Raw genomic sequence first — 19,241 nt, 5'->3', positions numbered from 1 at the left:
CTCAGGGTCGCTGATGACCGCCCCTTCGTCGAGAAGCAGATAGGCCAAGTCCGGCCGATAGCGTTCGAGCCCTCCGGGTACCTGTTCGACCAGGTCCGCCACGTTTTGTGCTGCCGTCCAGCGCTTCTCCCCATTATAGAGCACAATCGGCAATACCGGCGGTAGCTTGCCATTGGGAGTAAAGGCCCCCTGACGAATCAAGTCCTGATAGAGCAGCCCCAGGTAGGTCATCACTCGCACGGCCATGAATCTATCGACGCTCGACTGGAACTCGAGCAGCAAGTAAACATAGAGCCAGTCGTCGCCCCAGCGCACTCGCCAGATGACGTCGTCCTCGCGATCCCGCAGATCTTCGGTGATATAGGAGCCGCTGACCTTCTCCAGTGTCGAGAAGTCGAGTTGTTCCACCCAGGCTTCCTTGACGAACCCGGTCAATAGATCTCTCACCATCTCGGGGTGAGAGAACAGCAACTTATAGCTGTGGTCGTGAGGGTGGTGGGGTTGACTCGCCATGCGTGCTCCTGTCTCGACCCTGGAAGCTTACCGCGTTGCGGGCACCTGGGACAGGGACTATCGCGAATAAATTCGCTCCCACTAATATCTTCTCACAACCTGGGTGGGCGCCATGCCTCGGCCGTGTTGACCAATATGCAAACTCCAAGAAGCAAGCTTCAGGGAGCGGGCTTCGCCAGATCGCTGATCTTTTCGAGATCGTAGCGCTGCGCGGTCTCGGCGGTGACCACGAAGCCGTTCTTGTCTTGCGCAGGGGCTGGCTCGAAGCCCACCAGGTCGTGTTCGGGCAGCAATGCCGACAGGGGTTGTCCGCTCGTGTCCGCGATCGTGTTCAGCCAGCCACCCAGACTGCCGGTGTATTCCGGGAACAGGTCGATCTCGCCACTCTCGAGCAGGGGCAGATAGGTGGCGCGGTTGCCGATTTCCTGGCGATGCCGGGTGGGGTATCCCGCCTGATCAAGCGCCTGGCGATACATCTCCGCCAGGATGATGCTCTCGGCGAAGTTACCGGAGCCGACCACGATGGTGGGGCCCTCTTTTTTCGGCGCACTCTCCGAAGGCGCGGACGCTCCATGTTCCTTAAGCCACTCTCGTGCGATGGTCTCCGCCTCCACCCCGTCGAGCGCGAAGCGTCGGTTCATCTCGGTCAGTTCCGGAGTCGTCAGGGCGGCGCTGAGCGGATTGAGCACCTCACCGAGCTCGGGGTAGGCATCGCCGATGGACTGATGGGCCACCGGAATGACGTTTTCCGCCGGCTGGGCGTTACGATCATCCTCCAGCAGGACGAAGCGGTCAGTGGCAAGATACCCATTGGTGGTGAAGAGCACGCCGATCTGGATGTCTCCGTTCAGAAGCGCCTCTCGCGTGCGCGGCCCACCGGGGTCGGTGACCACGAAATCGGCGAAGTGCAAGCCGTACTCTTGCTCGAGCGCGGGCAGGCAGTACGGTTCATGAGGACACTCCTTGCCGGAGCCGAACACGAATTGGCTGGCGATGGTTTCCGACCCGCGCTTGCTGGCCGACTCTTCCTGCTCGGCCTCACTGGCCGACAAGGACGGCGCTGCCAGAAACAAAGCGGCCAAGGCCGTGCTGAACATCAGGGAGCTGCGCCCGGTCAGTAGCTGGTTGCTCAATTCGATCACCCCGTAATATTGAAGTTGTAAGTCAGATTTTTAGGCATCGTCGAGGCGCCGAGCCACATCGCCGGCATCGACGTTCGACACAAAATGAACACACACCCTATATAGCTATCGCTGTCGTTACAAAACCTGGGCGTCGTATACCACAGCGCCACCGATCAGCCCGCGAGCGTCTCATAGCGGCGTGCAATCGTATCGGGAGAGAAGCATGTGTAATGCTCGGCCTTTATCACCGGCGGAGCTTCCAACACCTCGCGCATTTTACGGGCTAATGCCTGCTCATCGTCTGTTTGTACCAGACAAGTCGCCAACTCTCCCGTCAGGATATCCCGCGGCCCCGACGGACAATCGGTGCTCACCACCGGCGTGCCGCAGATCAGCGACTCCGCGATGACACGGCCGAAGCCCTCGTAATCAGATGCCAGCACCAAAAGATCGGCGTGACGAATATACGGGTAGGGATTGGCCTTCTGGCCAAGGAACACCACGCGCGATTCGAGCCCCAGTTCACGGACCAGCGCCTGGACGTTTTCAAGCTCCCCATCGCCGACGAAGACCAGCTTCTGTGTGATGCCGCTCTCTTTGTAGGCACGCAACAGGCGATCATAGCGTTTTTGCCACAGTCCCAGGCGCCCCACGCTAACGATGTAGTCGCTCACCTCGACGCTCTGGTCCATGCGGCGTTCGATGGTGCTCGCGTCGATGACATTGTGAATGACCTTGCCATGTCCCGGCGCCGCCTTAGCGTCGGATAACGAGGCCAATATGCCGTGGGAAATAGCGACGACCCGGCGCCCGCCATAGAGCTTTCTAATCCTGCGTAACGCTTTTGGTCGAGAGCGCCGTTTACTCAGCAATGCTTCCGTAGGATCGGTGCGAATGCACAGCCACGCTTGCGCCGCCAACGAGGAATATGTGACGACCCGGTGCGCGTAATACAGGTTCGCGATGACGACATCGTACGTTTTCGCGTCCTCGCGCAGCCACGCATCGACTTTCGCGGCGTGCAAACGAAAGCGCCGCAGCTTTTGCCAGACGTTCTTGTATCGGAAGGGAAGCGTCTTGACCGTCACTCCCTCGGGTATGTCGTGCCACACCTTATCGCTGAGCACGGCAATGGTGACATCATGGCCACGTTGGGCCAGTATCTCCGCCAAGTTTAAAATCGAGATTGGGGCACCGCCCCCACCCAAATGGTCGGAAACAAATAAAAAAGATTTTCCATCAGCCACTGTAAATTCCTTTTTCAGTGCCTGTGTCAAGCGCCATCCTAGGCGCAATTCAACCCACAGGCATCATCCGTATATGACTATCATCTTCTACCAAGCTTTCCTTAGGGACCTCCTTCAACTTGTCCAGGTCGGGTTGCCAGTTGGTCGTGATGCCGAGAAAGTGCAAGAAGTACGCATCGGCATCGACCAGAGCATCCGGCTTGTTGCGCTTCAAACGGCTCGCCAGGAGATAATTCTTTTTCACCCAGGTGTTATGCGGTGAAATCAAGAAATTGGCATCCGCGTCACAGACAAACTTGCGCGCCGTTCTTTTCCTTTCCGGGTAGCGATACCTGAAATCGCAGAACGAGTAATCGCGTTTACCGGGATTAACGTAAGGCACGTTATGGCTTTCGAAGTAGACGACCTTATGACGAGCAACCGCCGACATGATGCGGTCTTCGTCGGCAATCAGCAGCTCGTCTATGTCGAAATTGAACAGCACCCCGCCCTTGGCAAAACGCTTCAGACAATGATTCAGGGCGACCGGCTGGGCAAAAGAGCTGAAGCGCTTGGCCGTTGGGCCAAAGGGAAAGTTCCAGCTGACGATATTCGCCTTCTCGCCTACCTTCTCCTCAAGCGCTTCTAGGTTGTCGCTTCCATTGTCGTAAATGAAGACATCGTCAATGCCGTAATTCGCCTTATAAAAATCGATCCACTCATCGATCCATTCAACGGCATTGTTCTTGGATATCGCGGTCAGCACCTTACGACCCCGCGCCGTCGGGTTCCGCGACAAATCTCGCGACGAATCTCGCAACAACGTCATCTCGTGTGTCGCATCCGAAAACTCCAGCACTACCTCATACCGTTCGGCATGCGGCACCCGCGCCTTCAACAGGGACACCTTGTGCTCCGGGTAGTCAACGAAAGAAAACTTCCGCTGGCGCCCGTTCACCCAGACCTTCATATCCTCGACGTAAGGCTTCACATTGAGCGCGGGAGGACCGATTCCCACCAGCTCATCCACGTCAGGGTCGATGAATACATCATAAAATACGAACTTATCATCGAAGTTTTGTAACTGCTCTTCGCTGATACTTCCATCTTTCGGATGAGGCTGTCGCCGTATAGCGACATTATTGGGTATTGAAACGGGATTAACCTTATATTTCATGCCTATCTCGGGGAGATATGAATGTAAGAAAAACCCAATAACCTAATACAAAGGGCTTTCTGTCTATATATCACTTCAAATCTAAGATAGCACGAAAGGCTAATTTTTAAGGAGGGGTTTACAAGAAATTACTACGCAGGTGCCAGGCCAGCACATAGACGACCCGGCCGTGGAAGCGCTCCATCATGTCGTTGGCTTGAGGTCGCCTGGCTTGATCAGGCGATATGAAGCTAATAAGCATCATGGCTTACTTATCAATGGCTCTTTTGGCCATTCCATGGATCATACAAATCTATTCCATAAGCCGAGGCACGTTTACTGATATAATCAATATCCTCTTCCGAGAGGTTTTCCGTATACGTTCCAACTTTTCCTTTTCTTGCCTTATAGCTCTCTTCATCCTTCGTATCAGCCGGACGAAAAGCCGATGACGTTCCTTCTCCACTCTTCTCCATTTTTTTCATGTTATTGAACGAACATGCATCAACAGACTTCCCAACTAAATCATCATCAACTTCAACACCCATAAAATTCAAAACACGAGTCAACTCTCGTCTTGCATCTTCATGCATCAACTCATAACTCGTGTAAAGAAAGGCGCGAGGCTCATTACATGCAGAATGCCATAGCTGGTAAAAGCTCAATATTTTATCAGCGCCATACGTATCGCTTCTCAAAAAATCACTAACACTTCCCTCGTAGACATTAACTCTCTTTGTGGCTTGAAAATAAGCCGATACCAACGTATCCCTGACATCTCTTCCAACAAAAACTACCTTGTTTTTTCTATAATCTCTATGTCCGCTTCGCAGATCTTTATAGCTTAAGCTAGCCTGCATGGAAGCCCCATCATGGGTAAACTTAATCTTAGGCAACCCATTTTTATCACTCAACTCTCTCACATCGGGGAAAGTACCAGCACTATCGCCCTCGTACTTTAAAGAAAAGTAACTTCCTAACATGGCACGCAACCAAGTCCTGCCACTCTTCGGGTAAGAAACAAACGAAACTCGTTCTCTAAAAAAACGTTTTAAAAGCACATTCCCTCCCGCTCGACAGATTTCTCAATACCCAAAGAAACGAATTTCGTCCGCGTAAATAGACCTGACCCTCTGAATATCATCCTCGCTGTACCAGCTACTGATTTCACCTTTATCACCTTTAGCCTTTTTTTCTTTCATCAACCTGTCTTGGCAAGGGACACCAAGGTGTTGGCAAACAATTTTAAACTCTTCCTCGATACTTTCATACTTACCAGCATAGTCAATAGCCAGCTCATCATCACAAGTATAAAGTGGCCAGTTACTTCTAAATCCATGAGGCACGATTTTCGGGTCATCCACCTCGCCCGCCATCGCTTTCAAGAAATGGCTAAAAGAGACATCTCGTTCCAAGCCTCGAGTTTGATAAAAATATTCCGACAAGGCCTGATCGAATGGATTTCTCACGAAGCAAAACTTATAGTAGTTCTCCCACTCATAAGGAAAATAGCGCTTTACAGCCTCAGCCGGTGAATGCACAGGATTTCTAAAAAGCGTTTTTTTATATTTGGCCTTAACCGCAGTATTCACAAGGTTGCGATATCGGTTCGTATTACCGTATCGCCACCTTTCCAAGAAAGCTTTTCGTGTCACATTCAGCGCTCTAGGATGATATAAGGTTTTTTTGGCTCTGCTATTTAATGTATGCCCATTTTTAAGAATCTCATCTAGGCTTCCTATCACAATGTCATCATCACCCAAATAAGGCCATAGCGTATTTTTGATAGAGCTTCCGGCCACTTTTCGACAATGTATAAACATGAACCTATACTTATGACTAATTATCAAAATACCCCCTGCGACGAGACCAGTTTAAATTATTGATGCTACTAAAAGGTAACAACACTTCGTTACCTTTTACTGGAGGTTACGCAGCACTATGTCCGTATTTTTGTCTTCACGACTCTATAGGGTCGAGGGGCCCAGCTTCCATTTCGGGTATGCAGGTAGGTAACTCTCCACATGTGCGTTGCCAAGCAACATGGCCTACTGTACCTTGCGTCACCCGCTCCCACCACTGGCGATGCACGGCCTTAACCATAACCGGCACGGAAGGTAAGCCGATATGCTGGGCCATGGCCAGGCGATGCAAGCCACGGTTGATCTTGAGAAGCCGCCCTTCGCGTGTGACAGCGACACCCAGCATATCCTTGCCACGCGTGGAATCGAAGCCGCGCACGGCCATGTCGTCCATGAAACTCAGGTAAACGCGCAAGAAGGTGAGAATGCGGGCCTCGCTATCCAGCAGAATGCCTTGCTGATGCGACGACCAGGGCTTTCCGGCTTTCAAGCGCGCCATGTACTTGGCGAAGGCTTCCGACTGTGCGAGGTCATCGCGGTGCGCATCGATATCCGCGATGAATCGTGCGCGGGAGCTGGTTCGTAAGTCTCCACGCCGCAGGTCCCACTCGCCATCCCAAATAAACGCCGAGGAAGTCGGTCGGTACTTATGGGGCCAGCCTTGCCAGTGAGTGGCTCGAACCAGGTCGTTCGGATTCACGTGCAAGATCAGCTTATCGTCAAGCGTTAATTCAACCGCGCGGCGTGGCAAGCCGATACGTTCGACCCAGGCGGCGCCCGGCAGATTATGTTGCCACAAGCGAAGCAAACCCAGTTCCACCGGCACACCCAAGGATTGAGCGCCCTCTCTCACCGTTTTTGACAAGCGTGCCCGCTGTACCGGCCAGTACATGCGGGGGTCTTCCAGGGGAGCGAATGCGGGGTCGCCCGCGGGCGGCGTGGGCAATCGGTGCTCACGAAGCAGCAAAGACTTCACGCCGCGCCCTCCTGTTTCACCGAGGAAATAAATGAAGCTCTTTGCTTGTGCCCTCGTGGCAAGCCGAAGATAAGATACGTTTGCCCATGTTCCATGCGTCGTGCCTCGTTATATGCATCATGCTTTCTTAATAGTTAGCATGATATCAATTTACGCGCACGTTGCATAAGGGTAACGTTTTATAAAATCACGTTTACTTAGTTTATAACGCTATGAGCATCTTCGCCTAACGCTAACTACCTGGTGATCGCAGAAACCGCGCCGCCACCCTCTCCGACTTGAAATCGTCCAGCCAGGCTTCGTTGATGTCGGGTGGATGATCCTCAATGGCCTTTTGAATACCCGTGGCAAGATCCTCCTCGCTATGTACGACGATACTGCTCTCTAACTCTCCCTTGAGAATCGCGCGAATACCGCCTGGGCAATCCACACTCAGCACTGGCGTGCCACAGGCCAACGCCTCGAAAAGCACGATGCCCATGCCCTCGAAGCGCGAACTGAGTACGAACAGCCGAGCATGATGCATCCAGGGATAGGGGTTCTCCCGTTGACCGACGAAGACCACACGCCCCTCGACACCCAACTCCGTGGCCAGTGCTTCCAGGTTGGATCGCTCACAGCCATCCCCTACCAGCACGAGCGGCATTGTCACTCCGGAACGCGCATAGGCACGCAGCAGTAGCGCTTGGTCTTTAGCCGGCACCATACGCGCCACGTTGACGATGTAAGGCTCGGCGGGAATATCCGGCTCCGGCGCCAGCATCGCGTGGCGTATATCCATCACGGGGCAAGGGTTAGGGATGACCTCCAAACTCGCTGGCGAAAACCGCCACATTTCCATGCCCTGGCGCACTGTCTCGGCAACGCCTTCCGATACCGCCACCAAATGCCGATTCTGGTAAAGACAACGTGCAAACAACCGGCGGCTGAGACTCGGCCTATGCGCGCGGACAATGTTTTCCAACACATAACGCGCGCGGTTATCTCGAAACGTCCATACCTGCTCGAAAGTGCCCTGGCCGCGAAAGACGATCCTATCCACCCGCCCGTACTGACGCTCGAAGCGCCGTAGCCACAGGCGGAACACGACCCCGCCCATAATCCCGGTGCCCAGGAACACGGCACGCTTGAGCATAGGGTTGAGTACCCAACGCGCGAAAAACTCCAGAAGAGCCCCGACTATTGTCAAACGACTTAAGTGCCTCAGCGGCAAATGATGCTGCCTCACCTCGGGATGCAGGGGGCATAACGGTTTCGCCACCTTACGAAAGCTGACCAAATGGCTCTCGTGCCCAGCATCTGCAAACGCATCGGCCAGATTGACCGCCACCCGCTCCATGCCACCCATCTTCAGGGAGCGCACGACCACCAAAGTGCGCATCAGGCCTCCAACATGGCAGTGACTATTGTTGATATAGCAGGCGGCCGATAGAGGTCGAACATCCTTTGTAACTCCGCGATAAATGCCAAACCTACGATCGCACCAGCATACGACGACGGCGAATCTTCGGCTGTTTCAATAACAAACGAATACGTTTTCCCCACGGCAATGTCGATCTCAACGCGGCCTTTTCTATGGGCCAGGGGGTAAGCGTCGAGTAAGCGATAAAGTCATTCTGAAATGGATGAACGCATCGTGCGTGCCATGGCTTCACCGCCCCGATAAAATGCACGATTCGCGGCTGTCGGCTGGCCGCTTCCAGTGAAGGCAAGTACTGAGTGAGATGCGCGTAGCGCTTTTCCATAGCCGCATAGGCCGTTGGCTGGAAATTCCACTCCGGCCCAAGTCGGCGCCATTTGCTTTCCAGCACCTGATTCAAGGCATCCTGATCGGGATAGCGAGCGGTCTCATCCGTTTGCAGACATTCCAGCGCCTTCTCAGCGACTCGCTCGCGACGCCATGCCACCAGATTCACCAGCATCACGCCTGAGTTGAAATAGTTATCGGGATCACGCCGGGTATGCTTGCTGGATGGATTGCACAGATCCATCGCCGCCGCTGCGGCGTGCCCTTCCAATGGCGTGGACCACAGCTCCTCGAGATCACCAAGCACCAACACGTCACAATCCAGGTAGATGACACGCTCACAATCGGCCGGCAAATAGCGATGCATCAACAATGGAAGCAAAGCCGCGACACCGAAGCGTCCAGTCGGCAAACCCTGCAGCTCCTGTACATCGACGTCGATGATGTGAATGGTAGCACCGGCCTCTTCCACCAAAACACGCAAGCATTCCTGAGTGTTTTTTTCCAGCCCTGTGGTCAGTACGAAAAAACGCAGCCGCTCGGGGTTGGAGGCGTTAGCAATGGCAGACGCCATAACGACGGCGCCATAGCGCGCATAACCCTCGTCCGCACACAAGACGACATTCATTTGGTTACCACCTCCGTCTCCTCACGCTCTCCGAACAGGTAGTAAGACATCCCCACGCCGCCGACGATGATGTAGAAGTACATGCCGGAATTGAAGATCAGGTATGACTCGAACACGTTGATGATGAAAAAGAACGCCCAGGCCGATAATAGCCCCACGCCCCAATAACGCTGCCCTGGACGAAGCAGTCGAACGGTCCCCTTGAGAATCATCCAGGTGAGAATCATCAACGCCAGCATCCCCAGGGCGCCGTACGCCAGCAGGATTTCCAGATAGGAATTATGGAAATGCCCGAAGCGATGTTTCACCCGGTCCGGAAAGGGGCCTTCATCAATCAAGGGTTTGCGGCTCTCCGCGCCCCAGCCCGTCAAGGGGCGTTCGGATACTCTCTCCAAAGCATACAGCCAGGTATGGATACGAATGCCGATACCATTTTTTAATGAAATCTCGTCTAAATCCCCCGTCTCAAGCGATTGAATTGTCGCTTGCGAGGCGTGGAGCCGTTTCTCGAAGAATGGTGCCAACGAGTATCCGAGCGCCAACAACACGCTAACCACGGCAATGGATACCACCACGCCCTTGGCGCTTAACGCCTTGTAGTGCCGCCGCCTGCATAGAGACACCAAGCCCACGAGCAGCAAACCCGCCATTACAATAGCTATTGCCAACAAGACCGCCCGCGTCTGGGTCACGGCAATGCCCACCAAGCCAAGTACCGTCAAACTCAGCGCTGCCCCCCATTCGACGCCTCGAACAGGCCGTTGTAGACACCGGGCAAGCCAACTGCCGCCCACGATCAATACAAGGCCCATGAAGAAGGCGGTGTGTTGTGCGTTCGTGTAGCCGAAATCCGCTCGGCGCCCCGCGATAGCCGCCAACCACTCCCCAGTGTTGGAATTAAGCGCCAGAGAAACGAGGAAGCCGACCAGAAAGACCATCAACAGATACTTGGCCGCCCGCATGGAGCCCCGCAACCACCAGGCCACGGCAATGCACAGAAACAACTTGCCAAAGTGCCTGGCGGCCTTTACCTGCTCATCGGCAAAATCAGGGAAACGCTTTACCGCAAAAAAGTATACGCCGATCTGTAGCGCGACGAACGAGAGCAGCAGCAAGAACACCCTATGCCGCTTGATCGATGGCTCGGGCTCCGTGCACCAGGCGATAACGAAACATAGAATGAAAACGGATTCTCCTGCACGTGAGAGATCAAAATCGATCAGCCACGTGAAGGCATAGAGGGATAGCGCCACCCAACCAATCGCGTAATTCGTCTGTTTCCAGCCGGGCCGCGACACCCACCTGCTGCTACTTTCCATCTACCGATCTACCCCTGTGTTCGCGCCCTATCCGGCTTTACACACGTCGAGACAGGTATCTCGCCTCGCCAGTGCTATCAAAAGCGCGACAGAGTACCAGACGTCGCATATCCGGGGAAATTTATAAAGCTACATTCAGACACAAAGACGCCCAGCCCCACGAGGGGGCCGGGCGTCTGAAACGGGCGTATTGCTAATGCTTTGACGTGCCCGATGGCACAGAAAGCCGTACTGTCTCTGCCGGCGTTGTTGGCAGCAAATCCACCATATTGCCATTATGGGCAAACCCCCTCACGCCTTTCTTCAAAATGGCGCAAGAGCGCTGGCTATCGAGGGTTCGCTCGGCCGCTTGCAGCTCTCCCAGCAGTGCGATCAATTCTTGATGCGTTAGGGCTTCTTCCTGGGCACGCATGATCTTCGGATGCTTGGTACCCACAACGTTATCTCCAATCAGCAGCTCTTCATAAAGCTTCTCACCAGAACGCAGTCCGCTATAGACGATCTCGATATCACCGTCAGGGTTTTCTTCATCTTTCACTTCGAGGCCGGTGAGCTGGATCATACGTCGCGCCAGGTCGATGATCTTCACCGATTCGCCCATATCCAGCACGAATACATCGCCTCCCTCGGCCATGGAACCGGCCTGCACCACCAGCAACGCCGCTTCGGGGATGGTCATGAAGAAACGCGTGATATCGGGATGCGTCACCGTGATCGGCCCGCCTTCGGCGATTTGGCGACGAAACAATGGCACCACCGAGCCACTAGAGCCCAGCACGTTACCAAAGCGCACCATAGAAAAAGTCGTGCGATGGCCATCCTTCAAGGCGTAGCGCGTAGCCAGGTCCTGAAGCACCAGCTCCGCCATGCGCTTGGTCGCTCCCATCACATTGGTGGGCCGTACCGCCTTATCGGTGGAGATCAACACACAGCGTTCCACGCCCAAGCTAGCGGAGCTTTCAGCTACCACGCGGGTGCCGTGTACGTTGTTACGCACCCCTTCCAGCACGTTGTTCTCGACGATGGGTACATGCTTATAAGCGGCGGCATGGTAAAGCGTCTGCACGCCGTAGTGGCGAATTGCCGCCTCCACCCGGTTACGATCACACACGTTGCCGAGCAGCGGCACGATGGGATAGCTTTCCCCCATCTCGATACGCGCCGCTTCCAACTCTTGATTGATGGCGTAAAGGCCAAACTCGCTCACCTCAAACAGAATCAGTGCCTTAGGCTTACCGCGAACCACCTGACGACACATCTCACTGCCGATAGAGCCACCCGCCCCGGTGACCATGACCACCTTATCGCGGATGCTGGCATTCACCAGATCATACTGTGGCGGGACAGGGTCACGCCCCAGCAGGTCCTCCAGCTCCACCTCGCGCAATTGATCGACGCTCGCAATACCCGAGACGATCTCCGGCATGGAAGGCACCGTTTGCACTCGCACCGGCACATCGCCGAGATTATCCAACGCCTGCTTGCGCTGTGCCTTGGTGGCACTGGGCATAGCCAATAACACGCGCTTGATGCCCAGTTCCTCAGCTACCGCCTTGAAGCGAGCCGGGTTATGGACCTTCACTCCTTTGATAGTGAAGCCCCACAACGCGGGGTCATCGTCCATGAAGGCCGCCGTGTAGAACTCACGGCTATTGGCTAGCGCAAGCGTCAATTGCGCTCCGGCACCGCCAGCTCCATAGATGGCCACCGGCTCTTTTTGTGTATAGTGCTTGATCAACCACTGATAGTAACTTCGTACCACCAGTCGCGTACCGCCCACGTACACCAACGTTACCAAGGCAAAGTTTACCGGCACCGAGCGCGGGAACATCTGCCATCGATAAAAGAACGCCGAGGCCCACATCAACAGCGCCAATAGCAGCGCCCCCTTGACCACCGCCCACAGCGCCTGAGGCCCCATGAAGCGTACAACGGCGCGATAGAGCCCCAACCGGGCAAAAACGAACACGCCGACCGGCGGCACGATCAAAAACAACCACCAAAAAGGCTCGAGATAGCGTGCCGGCCACCACTCGGCAAGGCGAAGTGCATAGGCAGACCACAGCGCCAACGGCAACGCGACAAGATCCGCCGCGACCATCACCAAACGCTTCTTGCCGCGACTGAGCCCGGCAATCGACTGATGCATACGTGCTTGGGCCATCATCTCATCCTTGTGTTGTCACGCATTCAGATGACTCTTTTCCAAATGACCTTTTTCAAATGACTCTCTTGAGCAACTGAGCGACCAACTCCTGTTGGCTATATTCCGCACTCTGTACAGATACCTCCGCCTGGGAAGGTGCTTCATATGGGCTGTTGATCCCCGTGAAGTCTTTGATCTTGCCTTGGCGGGCCTTTTCGTAGAGCCCCTTGGGATCGCGCTGCTCGCAGATATCCAACGGTGTGTCGACATGCACTTCAATGAAGTCGCCGTCTTCGAACAGTTCGCGCGCGGCCGCCCGGTCGGAACGGAACGGCGAGATGAAGGCGGTAATCACGATGATACCGGCATCGGCGAACAGCTTGGCGATTTCCCCTACCCGGCGGATGTTCTCGGTACGGTCGGCTTCGCTCATGGCGAGGTCTTTGCACAGGCCGTGGCGAATGTTGTCACCGTCCAGCAGCATGGTGTGATAACCACGCCGGTTGAGTTCGACTTCCAGCGCGTTGGCCAGGGTGGATTTCCCCGAGCCGGAAAGTCCGGTGAACCAGATGCACTTGCCGGCATGCCCCTTGATGTGTGCGCGCATCGCAGGCGTCACGCTGGAACGATTCCACACCACCTCGGCTTTGCTGTCGTGTGTGCGGTATTCGTAGGGCGGCTCGCTTTCCAGATGCCGATGCACCATACCCGCGCCAACGGTGACGTTGGTCAGCCGGTCGATGACGATGAAGCTGCCGGTGCCGGGGCTCACCCGGTAATCGTCTACCGGCAGCGTGCCGGCAACTTCGATGCGGCAGCGGCCGATGGCGTTGAGATTCAGCGTCTCGGCGGCGTGATGCTCGAGCGTGTTGACGTCGGTCTGGTAGTCGATCCGGCTGATCTTGCCCGCCAGGTCTCGGGTGGCGAGCTTGAGATCGTACAGCCGGCCGGGTTCCAACGCGGTGTCGTGCATCCACACGATGTCCGCCTCGAAGGCATCGGCCAGCGGCACCTCGGCATCCTCCGCGACCAGCCAGTCGCCCCGCGAGATGTCGATCTCATCTTCAAGGGTGACGGTGATCGCCTGCCCCGGATAGGCCACCTCGAGGTCGCCGTCGAAGGTGACGATGCGCGACACCGTGGAGGCCTTGCCCGAGGGCAGCACCTTGATGGCCTGCCCGGGACGCAGGATGCCGGCCTCGAGCGTGCCGCAGTAGCCACGGAAGTCGAGGTGCGGGCGGTTAACGTACTGCACCGGCAGACGCAGATCCGTCAGGTTTCGGTCGTGGGTGACCTCGACGGTCTCAAGCAGTTCGAGCAGCGGCGTCCCCGGTTGTCCATCGACGCTGTACCAGGGCATGTTCTCGCTACGATTGACGACATTGTCGCCTTCCAGCGCGGACAGCGGCACGAAGTGGATGTCCGGCGCGTTGAGCTTGGCGGCGAATTCGCGGTACTCGGCGACGATCTCGTCGAAGCGCGCCTGGGAGTAATCGACCAGGTCCATCTTGTTGACCGCGATCACCAGGTGCTGGATGCCCAACAGGTCGGCGATGAAGCTGTGCCGCCGGGTCTGGGTCTGCACGCCGTGGCGAGCGTCGATGAGAATAACCGCGAGGCTGGCCGTGGAGGCGCCGGTGGCCATGTTGCGAGTGTACTGCTCATGCCCCGGGGTATCGGCGATGATGAACTTGCGCTTGTCGGTAGAGAAATACCGATAGGCGACATCGATGGTGATGCCCTGCTCGCGCTCGGACTGCAGGCCGTCGACGAGCAATGCCAGATCAACCTGGTCACCGGTGGTGCCGCTGGTCTTGGAGGCCTGGGTGATCGCCGCCAGCTGATCCTCGTAGATCATCTTGGAGTCGTGCAGCAAGCGCCCGATCAGGGTCGATTTGCCATCGTCGACGCTCCCGCAGGTGATGAAGCGCAGCAGGTCCTTGTTCTCATGTTCCTGCAGGTAGCTCTGAATATCGTCAGCGATCAAATTCGATTGGTGTGACATACCCATTCCCATAGCTGAAAGCTGAAAGCTAGAAGCTGGAAGAAACCCCAACCCCACGTAGCTTCCTGCCGATTCATTCGTTGGTGAGCTTGCCGATCAACCCCGAAAGCATGGCGGCAACCTCACGTGTTTCCTGTAACCACCGGTTTCCACAGGTCTTATCGATGTAACCAATGTCGATACCGATGTAGATTTGTGTTCTGAGCTCAGCACATGAGCCCTTCGCAATCAGGAGAAAGTGACGCTTGTCCTTAGGTGTTCCTCGCGTCATGCCTTCTGCAATGTTGCTGGGTACCGAAAGCCCGGATCGCGTAATCTGATCCTTGAAACCGAAGTCCCGCAGGTCGCGCATCGACTTATAAAGCTCTGCCGACAGCCTGGCAGAACGCTTCCAAACCTGAAGTTTTTCGAAGTCCATAAGATGTCTTTTTTGCTTTTTCTTCCAGCTTCTAGCTTCCGACTTCCGGCTCTTCTGAGCCTTCGGCTCAGAAGTACCCTTCCCGCTTCTTGCGCTCCATGCTGCCGACTTGGTCTTTGTCGATGGCGCGGCCGGAGCGCTCGCTGGTCTTGGTCAGCAGCATTTCCTGGATGATCTCGGGCAGCGTGGCGGCGGTGGATTCCACGGCGCCGGTGAGCGGGTAGCAGCCCAGGGTGCGGAAGCGGACCCATTTCTCTTCGGGGACTTCGCCCTCTTCGAGCGGCAGGCGCTCGTCGTCGACCATGATCTGCATGCCGTCGCGCTCGACTACCGGACGCGGGGCGGCGTAATACAGCGGGACGATGGGGATCGATTCGAGGTAGATGTACTGCCAGATATCCAGCTCGGTCCAGTTGGAGAGCGGGAAGACGCGAATCGACTCGCCTTTCTGCACCTTGCCATTGTAGATGTTCCACAGCTCCGGGCGCTGGTTCTTGGGGTCCCAGCGGTGGTGCTTGTCACGGAAGGAGTAGACGCGTTCCTTGGCGCGCGAGGCTTCCTCGTCGCGGCGCGCGCCGCCGAAGGCGGCATCGAAGCCGTGCTTGTCCAGGGCCTGCTTGAGCGCCTGGGTCTTCATGATATCGGTGTACTTGGCGCTGCCGTGATCGAAGGGGTTGATGCCCGCGGCCCGGCCTTCCTCGTTGATGTGCTCGATCAACTCCATCCCGACCTCCGCGGCCATGCGGTCGCGAAACTCGATCATTTCCTTGAACTTCCAGGTGGTGTTGACGTGCATCAGCGGGAACGGAGGCGTACCGGGGTAAAACGCCTTGCGTGCCAGATGCAGCATCACCGACGAATCCTTGCCGATGGAATACAGCATCACCGGGTTGGCGAATTCGGCAGCCACCTCGCGGATGATATGGATCGACTCCGCCTCAAGCTGTTTGAGGTGGGTTTGGCGTTCGGGAGTTATCTCAGACATCTAAAAACCTTGGTTGTTAGAAACGGGTGTTGAGGCGATTTGAAAGCCAGAGACTGAAGAAGTAAGACGTAAGAAGGAAGGAAAACCAACGGCCACCCCGTCTCCTGTCTCTTGCTTCTGCCCTCTTCCTTCTGTCTTCTTCCAGCCGCGAAGCGGCGCTCTTCAAGCTTGTTCAAAACCCCCACACCAGCGGTATGAGGCCAATGGCGATAACACCGACCAACAGGCTCATGGGGGCGCCGAGGCGCAGGTAATCCACGAAACGATAACCGCCGGGGCCGAGAACCATGAGGTTGGTCTGGTAGCCCAGTGGGGTCATGAAGCTGGCCGAGGCGGCGAACATGATGCCGATGGCGAAGGGCATGATGCTCACGCCCAGTTGCTCGGCCACGGCGGCGGCCACCGGAAACATCAATACGGCGGCGGCGTTATTGGTGATCAGCTCGGTGAAGATCACGGTCAGGACGTAGACCATGGCCAGGGCCATCCAGGGCGAGAGGCCGTCCATCAGGAGTAGCCATTGCGCGATCTGGCTCGCGGCGCCGGTCTTGTCCATGGCGTTGCCCAGGGCGAACGAGGCGGCGATGACAATGAGTACCGAAAGCTCCAGATAGCGCCGTGCCTTGCTCGCCGTGACGCATCGCGTGAGCAGCATGGCACCACCGGCCAGAAACGCCGCCTCAAGAATGCTCAACAGACCCGTGGCACTGACCAGCACCATGGCACCGAGAATGCCCAACGCCCAGGGCGCCTTGCGAAAATCCGGCGGCGTGGAGTCGTTGAGCGCGCTGACGAGCAGGAAATCCTTGCGGTACTGGTATTGCGAGACGAATTCCTGGGCGGTTTCCATCAATAGTGTATCGCCCACCTGAAGGCGAATATCCCCCAGCTTGCCGGGCAAGCGGCGGCCATGGCGAGAAATGGAGAGAATCACTGCCTGATAGCGCGAGCGAAAGCGCGATTCGCGCACCGTCTGTTCGATCCCGGTGAAATCCGGGCCGATCACGGCCTCGACCAGGCAGCGCCGATGATGCGCGATATCCAGCTTGCGCACGTCGCCATTGGCCGGGCGCAGGCCGTGGACACGGCGCAACTCACGGGCGCATTCGGGGGCACCGACGAAGACGAGGATGTCATCGGCCTGCAGTTTGGTTTCCGGCGGCACGGCGGTCATCAGCTCGCCGTCACGCTCGATGTCCGCCAGGTAACCATGCGCCAGGCTCCGCAGGCCCGCATCGGCGATGCTCTTGCCTTCCAGGGGGCCTTGCGGAATCACGCGGACTTCCACGGCGTATTCTCGCGCCTGTTCGAGCTGTTCCAGCGCCCCTTGGCGGTTGGGCAAAAGGCGATCCGCCATCAGGTAGAGGAAGCCCCCGGCGATGACCACAAGCGGCACGCCCACCCAGGCCAGCTCGAACATATGCAGCGAGATGCCCCGCTCGCTCTGCAGCAGGCCATCCACCACGAGATTGGTGCTGGTGCCGATCAGCGTGCAGGTGCCCCCGAGTATCGAGGCGTAGCTGAGCGGCAGCAGCAACTTGGAGGTCGGCAACCGCAGGCGCGCCGCCCATTCCTGAATCGCCGGGATGAACATGGCCACCACGGTGGTGTTGTTCATGAAGGCGCTCAGCCCCGAGGCCGGGAGTAATACGCGCAACTGCGCCTGCCGCAAACGCCGGGGCTGACCGAGCAAGCGATGCGCCAGCCACTGGATGGCCCCGGTTTCCTTCAACCCCGCCGCGACCACGTAGAGCGTGGCGATGGTCATCACGCCGGGGTTGGCGAACCCCGCCAGCGCTTCGCTGGGCGTGAGGATACCGCTGATCACCAGGAAGGCGAGCGCCGCCATCAGGACGACGTCCGGCGCAATGCGGGTAATGACAAGCGTGGCGAGTACCGAAAGTACCGCGCCCAGCGTCAGCAAAGCTTCCAAGGGCATATCAGGCTGTAGCCTGTGCCATGACCGCCTGGATTACCTGACAGGTTTTATCCACCTCGGCCTCGATAAGCGTCGGATGACATAGAAACATCAGGCTCGTCTCGCCCAGCTCTTGCGCTATGGGAAGCGGTTTATCAGGTCGCCACTCCGTACCATCGAAAGCTCTCTCACGGTAGACCTCGGAACAGGAGCCCGAGAAGCAAGGCACACCACTCGCCACTATTTCCTGTTGGATACGATCCCGATCCCAGCCGTCTGCGAGCCGCTCAGGTTCGACGAATACGTAGCACTTGTAGGCAGCATGCTCGACATGCTCGGGAATGGTCGGTGCCCGCAGCCCCTGGCATTCAGAGGCCGTTTGCCAGATTCGCTGGGCATTGGCCTGCCTGGCGGCCTTCCACTCGGGCATGCGCTCCAGTTGAATGCGCCCGATAGCGGCTTGCATTTCCGTCATACGCCAGTTGGTGCCAAAGCTCTCGTGTAACCAGCGGAAACCAGGGGGATGCTCGCGCTCGTACACCGCCTCCCAGCTTTTACCATGATCCTTGTAGGCCCACATGCGTCGCCACAGAGCTTCATCATCGGTCGTGACCATGCCACCTTCACCGCCTGTGGTCATGATCTTGTCCTGACAGAAGGACCAGCAGCCGACATGCCCTATGGAACCGACACTTTTCCCTGCATAGGTAGCACCATGAGCTTGGGCACAGTCTTCGATCACATAAAGCCCATGTTGCTCCGCCAGGGCCATGAGATCATTCATCTCACATGGCCAACCTGCCAGATGCACGGCGATAATCGCACGAGTGTGGGGAGTAATCTTTTCGGCCACCGTCTCGGCCGTAATGTTCTGAGAGTCGCGATCCACATCGGCAAACACCGGCACGGCCCCAGCTGTCACGATACTTGAGGCCGAAGCGAGAAAGGTGCGCGATGTCACGATCACTTCGTCACGTGCCTGCCCTTCTCCTTGGCCAATTCCCAAACTCTTGAGAGCCAAATCCAGCGCGGTGGTGCCATTGGCAACAGCAACTGCGTAATGCGTTTGCGCGAAAGCCGCGAATTCACGCTCAAACTCACGTCCCTCAGTCCCCGTCCAATAGTTGACCTTGTTGGAAAGCAGCACACGCTGTACTGCCTCGGCTTCTTCATTTGTAAAAGAAGGCCAAGGCGAAAAGGGTCCATTCAGCATCTAAT

At 56.6% G+C, this 19,241-nt stretch carries 16 protein-coding genes; all 16 read right to left on the bottom strand.

The window, feature by feature from the left end:
• Positions 1-513, bottom strand: a 513-nt coding sequence (locus OP494_RS08160) for an Rpn family recombination-promoting nuclease/putative transposase (RefSeq protein ID WP_280540242.1), incomplete at its 3' end; no start/stop codon positions are given.
• Between the two features lie 158 nt (positions 514-671).
• A complete protein-coding gene (locus OP494_RS08155) occupies positions 672-1,646 on the bottom strand; it encodes a glycine betaine ABC transporter substrate-binding protein (protein WP_280540241.1) in 975 nt (324 codons plus the stop codon).
• 164 nt (positions 1,647-1,810) lie between these two features.
• A complete protein-coding gene (locus tag OP494_RS08150) occupies positions 1,811-2,914 on the bottom strand; it encodes a glycosyltransferase (protein WP_280540240.1) in 1,104 nt (367 codons plus the stop codon).
• A gap of 19 nt (positions 2,915-2,933) precedes the next feature.
• Positions 2,934-4,040 (bottom strand): glycosyltransferase family 2 protein, encoded by a 1,107-nt coding sequence (locus OP494_RS08145; protein WP_280540239.1) that lies wholly within the window; start codon positions 4,038-4,040, stop codon positions 2,934-2,936.
• 254 nt (positions 4,041-4,294) lie between these two features.
• Entirely contained in the window at positions 4,295-5,080 is a 786-nt protein-coding gene (locus tag OP494_RS08140) for a sulfotransferase domain-containing protein (protein ID WP_280540238.1), read from the bottom strand.
• A 24-nt stretch (positions 5,081-5,104) separates the two neighbouring features.
• Complete coding sequence (locus OP494_RS08135) at positions 5,105-5,869, bottom strand: sulfotransferase family 2 domain-containing protein (protein WP_280540237.1); 765 nt, start codon at positions 5,867-5,869, stop codon at positions 5,105-5,107.
• Positions 5,870-5,978: 109 nt separating this feature from the next.
• Positions 5,979-6,857 (bottom strand): hypothetical protein, encoded by an 879-nt coding sequence (locus OP494_RS08130; protein ID WP_280540236.1) that lies wholly within the window; start codon positions 6,855-6,857, stop codon positions 5,979-5,981.
• A 232-nt stretch (positions 6,858-7,089) separates the two neighbouring features.
• Entirely contained in the window at positions 7,090-8,238 is a 1,149-nt protein-coding gene (locus OP494_RS08125; protein ID WP_280540235.1) for a glycosyltransferase, read from the bottom strand.
• A 91-nt stretch (positions 8,239-8,329) separates the two neighbouring features.
• Positions 8,330-9,232, bottom strand: a complete 903-nt coding sequence (locus tag OP494_RS08120) for a glycosyltransferase family 8 protein (protein WP_280540234.1) — start codon at positions 9,230-9,232, stop codon at positions 8,330-8,332.
• Positions 9,229-10,551, bottom strand: a complete 1,323-nt coding sequence (locus tag OP494_RS08115; protein WP_280540233.1) for an O-antigen ligase family protein — start codon at positions 10,549-10,551, stop codon at positions 9,229-9,231. The genes OP494_RS08120 and OP494_RS08115 overlap by 4 nt, the downstream gene beginning before the upstream one ends.
• A 193-nt stretch (positions 10,552-10,744) precedes the next feature.
• Entirely contained in the window at positions 10,745-12,715 is a 1,971-nt protein-coding gene (locus tag OP494_RS08110; RefSeq protein WP_280540232.1) for a nucleoside-diphosphate sugar epimerase/dehydratase, read from the bottom strand.
• A gap of 55 nt (positions 12,716-12,770) precedes the next feature.
• Positions 12,771-14,702, bottom strand: coding sequence for a sulfate adenylyltransferase subunit CysN (cysN, locus tag OP494_RS08105; RefSeq protein ID WP_280540231.1), 1,932 nt, complete (start codon positions 14,700-14,702; stop codon positions 12,771-12,773).
• A 73-nt stretch (positions 14,703-14,775) separates the two neighbouring features.
• A complete protein-coding gene (locus OP494_RS08100) occupies positions 14,776-15,120 on the bottom strand; it encodes a four helix bundle protein (RefSeq protein WP_280540230.1) in 345 nt (114 codons plus the stop codon).
• Positions 15,121-15,187: 67 nt separating this feature from the next.
• Positions 15,188-16,105: a sulfate adenylyltransferase subunit CysD gene (cysD, locus tag OP494_RS08095; protein WP_280540229.1), complete on the bottom strand. Its 918-nt coding sequence runs from the start codon at positions 16,103-16,105 to the stop codon at positions 15,188-15,190.
• A gap of 172 nt (positions 16,106-16,277) precedes the next feature.
• Positions 16,278-18,044: an SLC13 family permease gene (locus OP494_RS08090; protein WP_280540228.1), complete on the bottom strand. Its 1,767-nt coding sequence runs from the start codon at positions 18,042-18,044 to the stop codon at positions 16,278-16,280.
• Between the two features lies 1 nt (position 18,045).
• Positions 18,046-19,236 carry a DegT/DnrJ/EryC1/StrS aminotransferase family protein gene (locus OP494_RS08085; RefSeq protein ID WP_280540227.1) on the bottom strand — a complete coding sequence of 397 codons (1,191 nt, stop codon included), beginning with the start codon at positions 19,234-19,236 and terminating at the stop codon, positions 18,046-18,048.
• Positions 19,237-19,241 lie beyond the last annotated feature (5 nt).

The sequence above is a fragment of the Chromohalobacter sp. 11-W genome (genome assembly GCF_029889905.1).
Classification (GTDB): Bacteria; Pseudomonadota; Gammaproteobacteria; order Pseudomonadales; family Halomonadaceae; genus Chromohalobacter.
The sequence above is the reverse complement of the archived record's forward strand: the minus strand, read 5'-3'. Positions and strand labels throughout refer to the sequence as shown.

What these genes read in the sequence shown, in the direction of transcription:
- OP494_RS08100 (WP_280540230.1), bottom strand. Translation starts at nt 15,120, where the DNA reads ATGGACTTCGAAAAACTTCAGGTTTGGAAGCGTTCTGCCAGGCTGTCG.
- cysD (WP_280540229.1), bottom strand. Translation starts at nt 16,105, where the DNA reads ATGTCTGAGATAACTCCCGAACGCCAAACCCACCTCAAACAGCTTGAG.
- cysN (WP_280540231.1), bottom strand. Translation starts at nt 14,702, where the DNA reads ATGTCACACCAATCGAATTTGATCGCTGACGATATTCAGAGCTACCTG.
- OP494_RS08090 (WP_280540228.1), bottom strand. Translation starts at nt 18,044, where the DNA reads ATGCCCTTGGAAGCTTTGCTGACGCTGGGCGCGGTACTTTCGGTACTC.
- OP494_RS08110 (WP_280540232.1), bottom strand. Translation starts at nt 12,715, where the DNA reads ATGGCCCAAGCACGTATGCATCAGTCGATTGCCGGGCTCAGTCGCGGC.
- OP494_RS08125 (WP_280540235.1), bottom strand. Translation starts at nt 8,238, where the DNA reads ATGCGCACTTTGGTGGTCGTGCGCTCCCTGAAGATGGGTGGCATGGAG.
- OP494_RS08145 (WP_280540239.1), bottom strand. Translation starts at nt 4,040, where the DNA reads ATGAAATATAAGGTTAATCCCGTTTCAATACCCAATAATGTCGCTATA.
- OP494_RS08085 (WP_280540227.1), bottom strand. Translation starts at nt 19,236, where the DNA reads ATGCTGAATGGACCCTTTTCGCCTTGGCCTTCTTTTACAAATGAAGAA.
- OP494_RS08120 (WP_280540234.1), bottom strand. Translation starts at nt 9,232, where the DNA reads ATGAATGTCGTCTTGTGTGCGGACGAGGGTTATGCGCGCTATGGCGCC.
- OP494_RS08115 (WP_280540233.1), bottom strand. Translation starts at nt 10,551, where the DNA reads ATGGAAAGTAGCAGCAGGTGGGTGTCGCGGCCCGGCTGGAAACAGACG.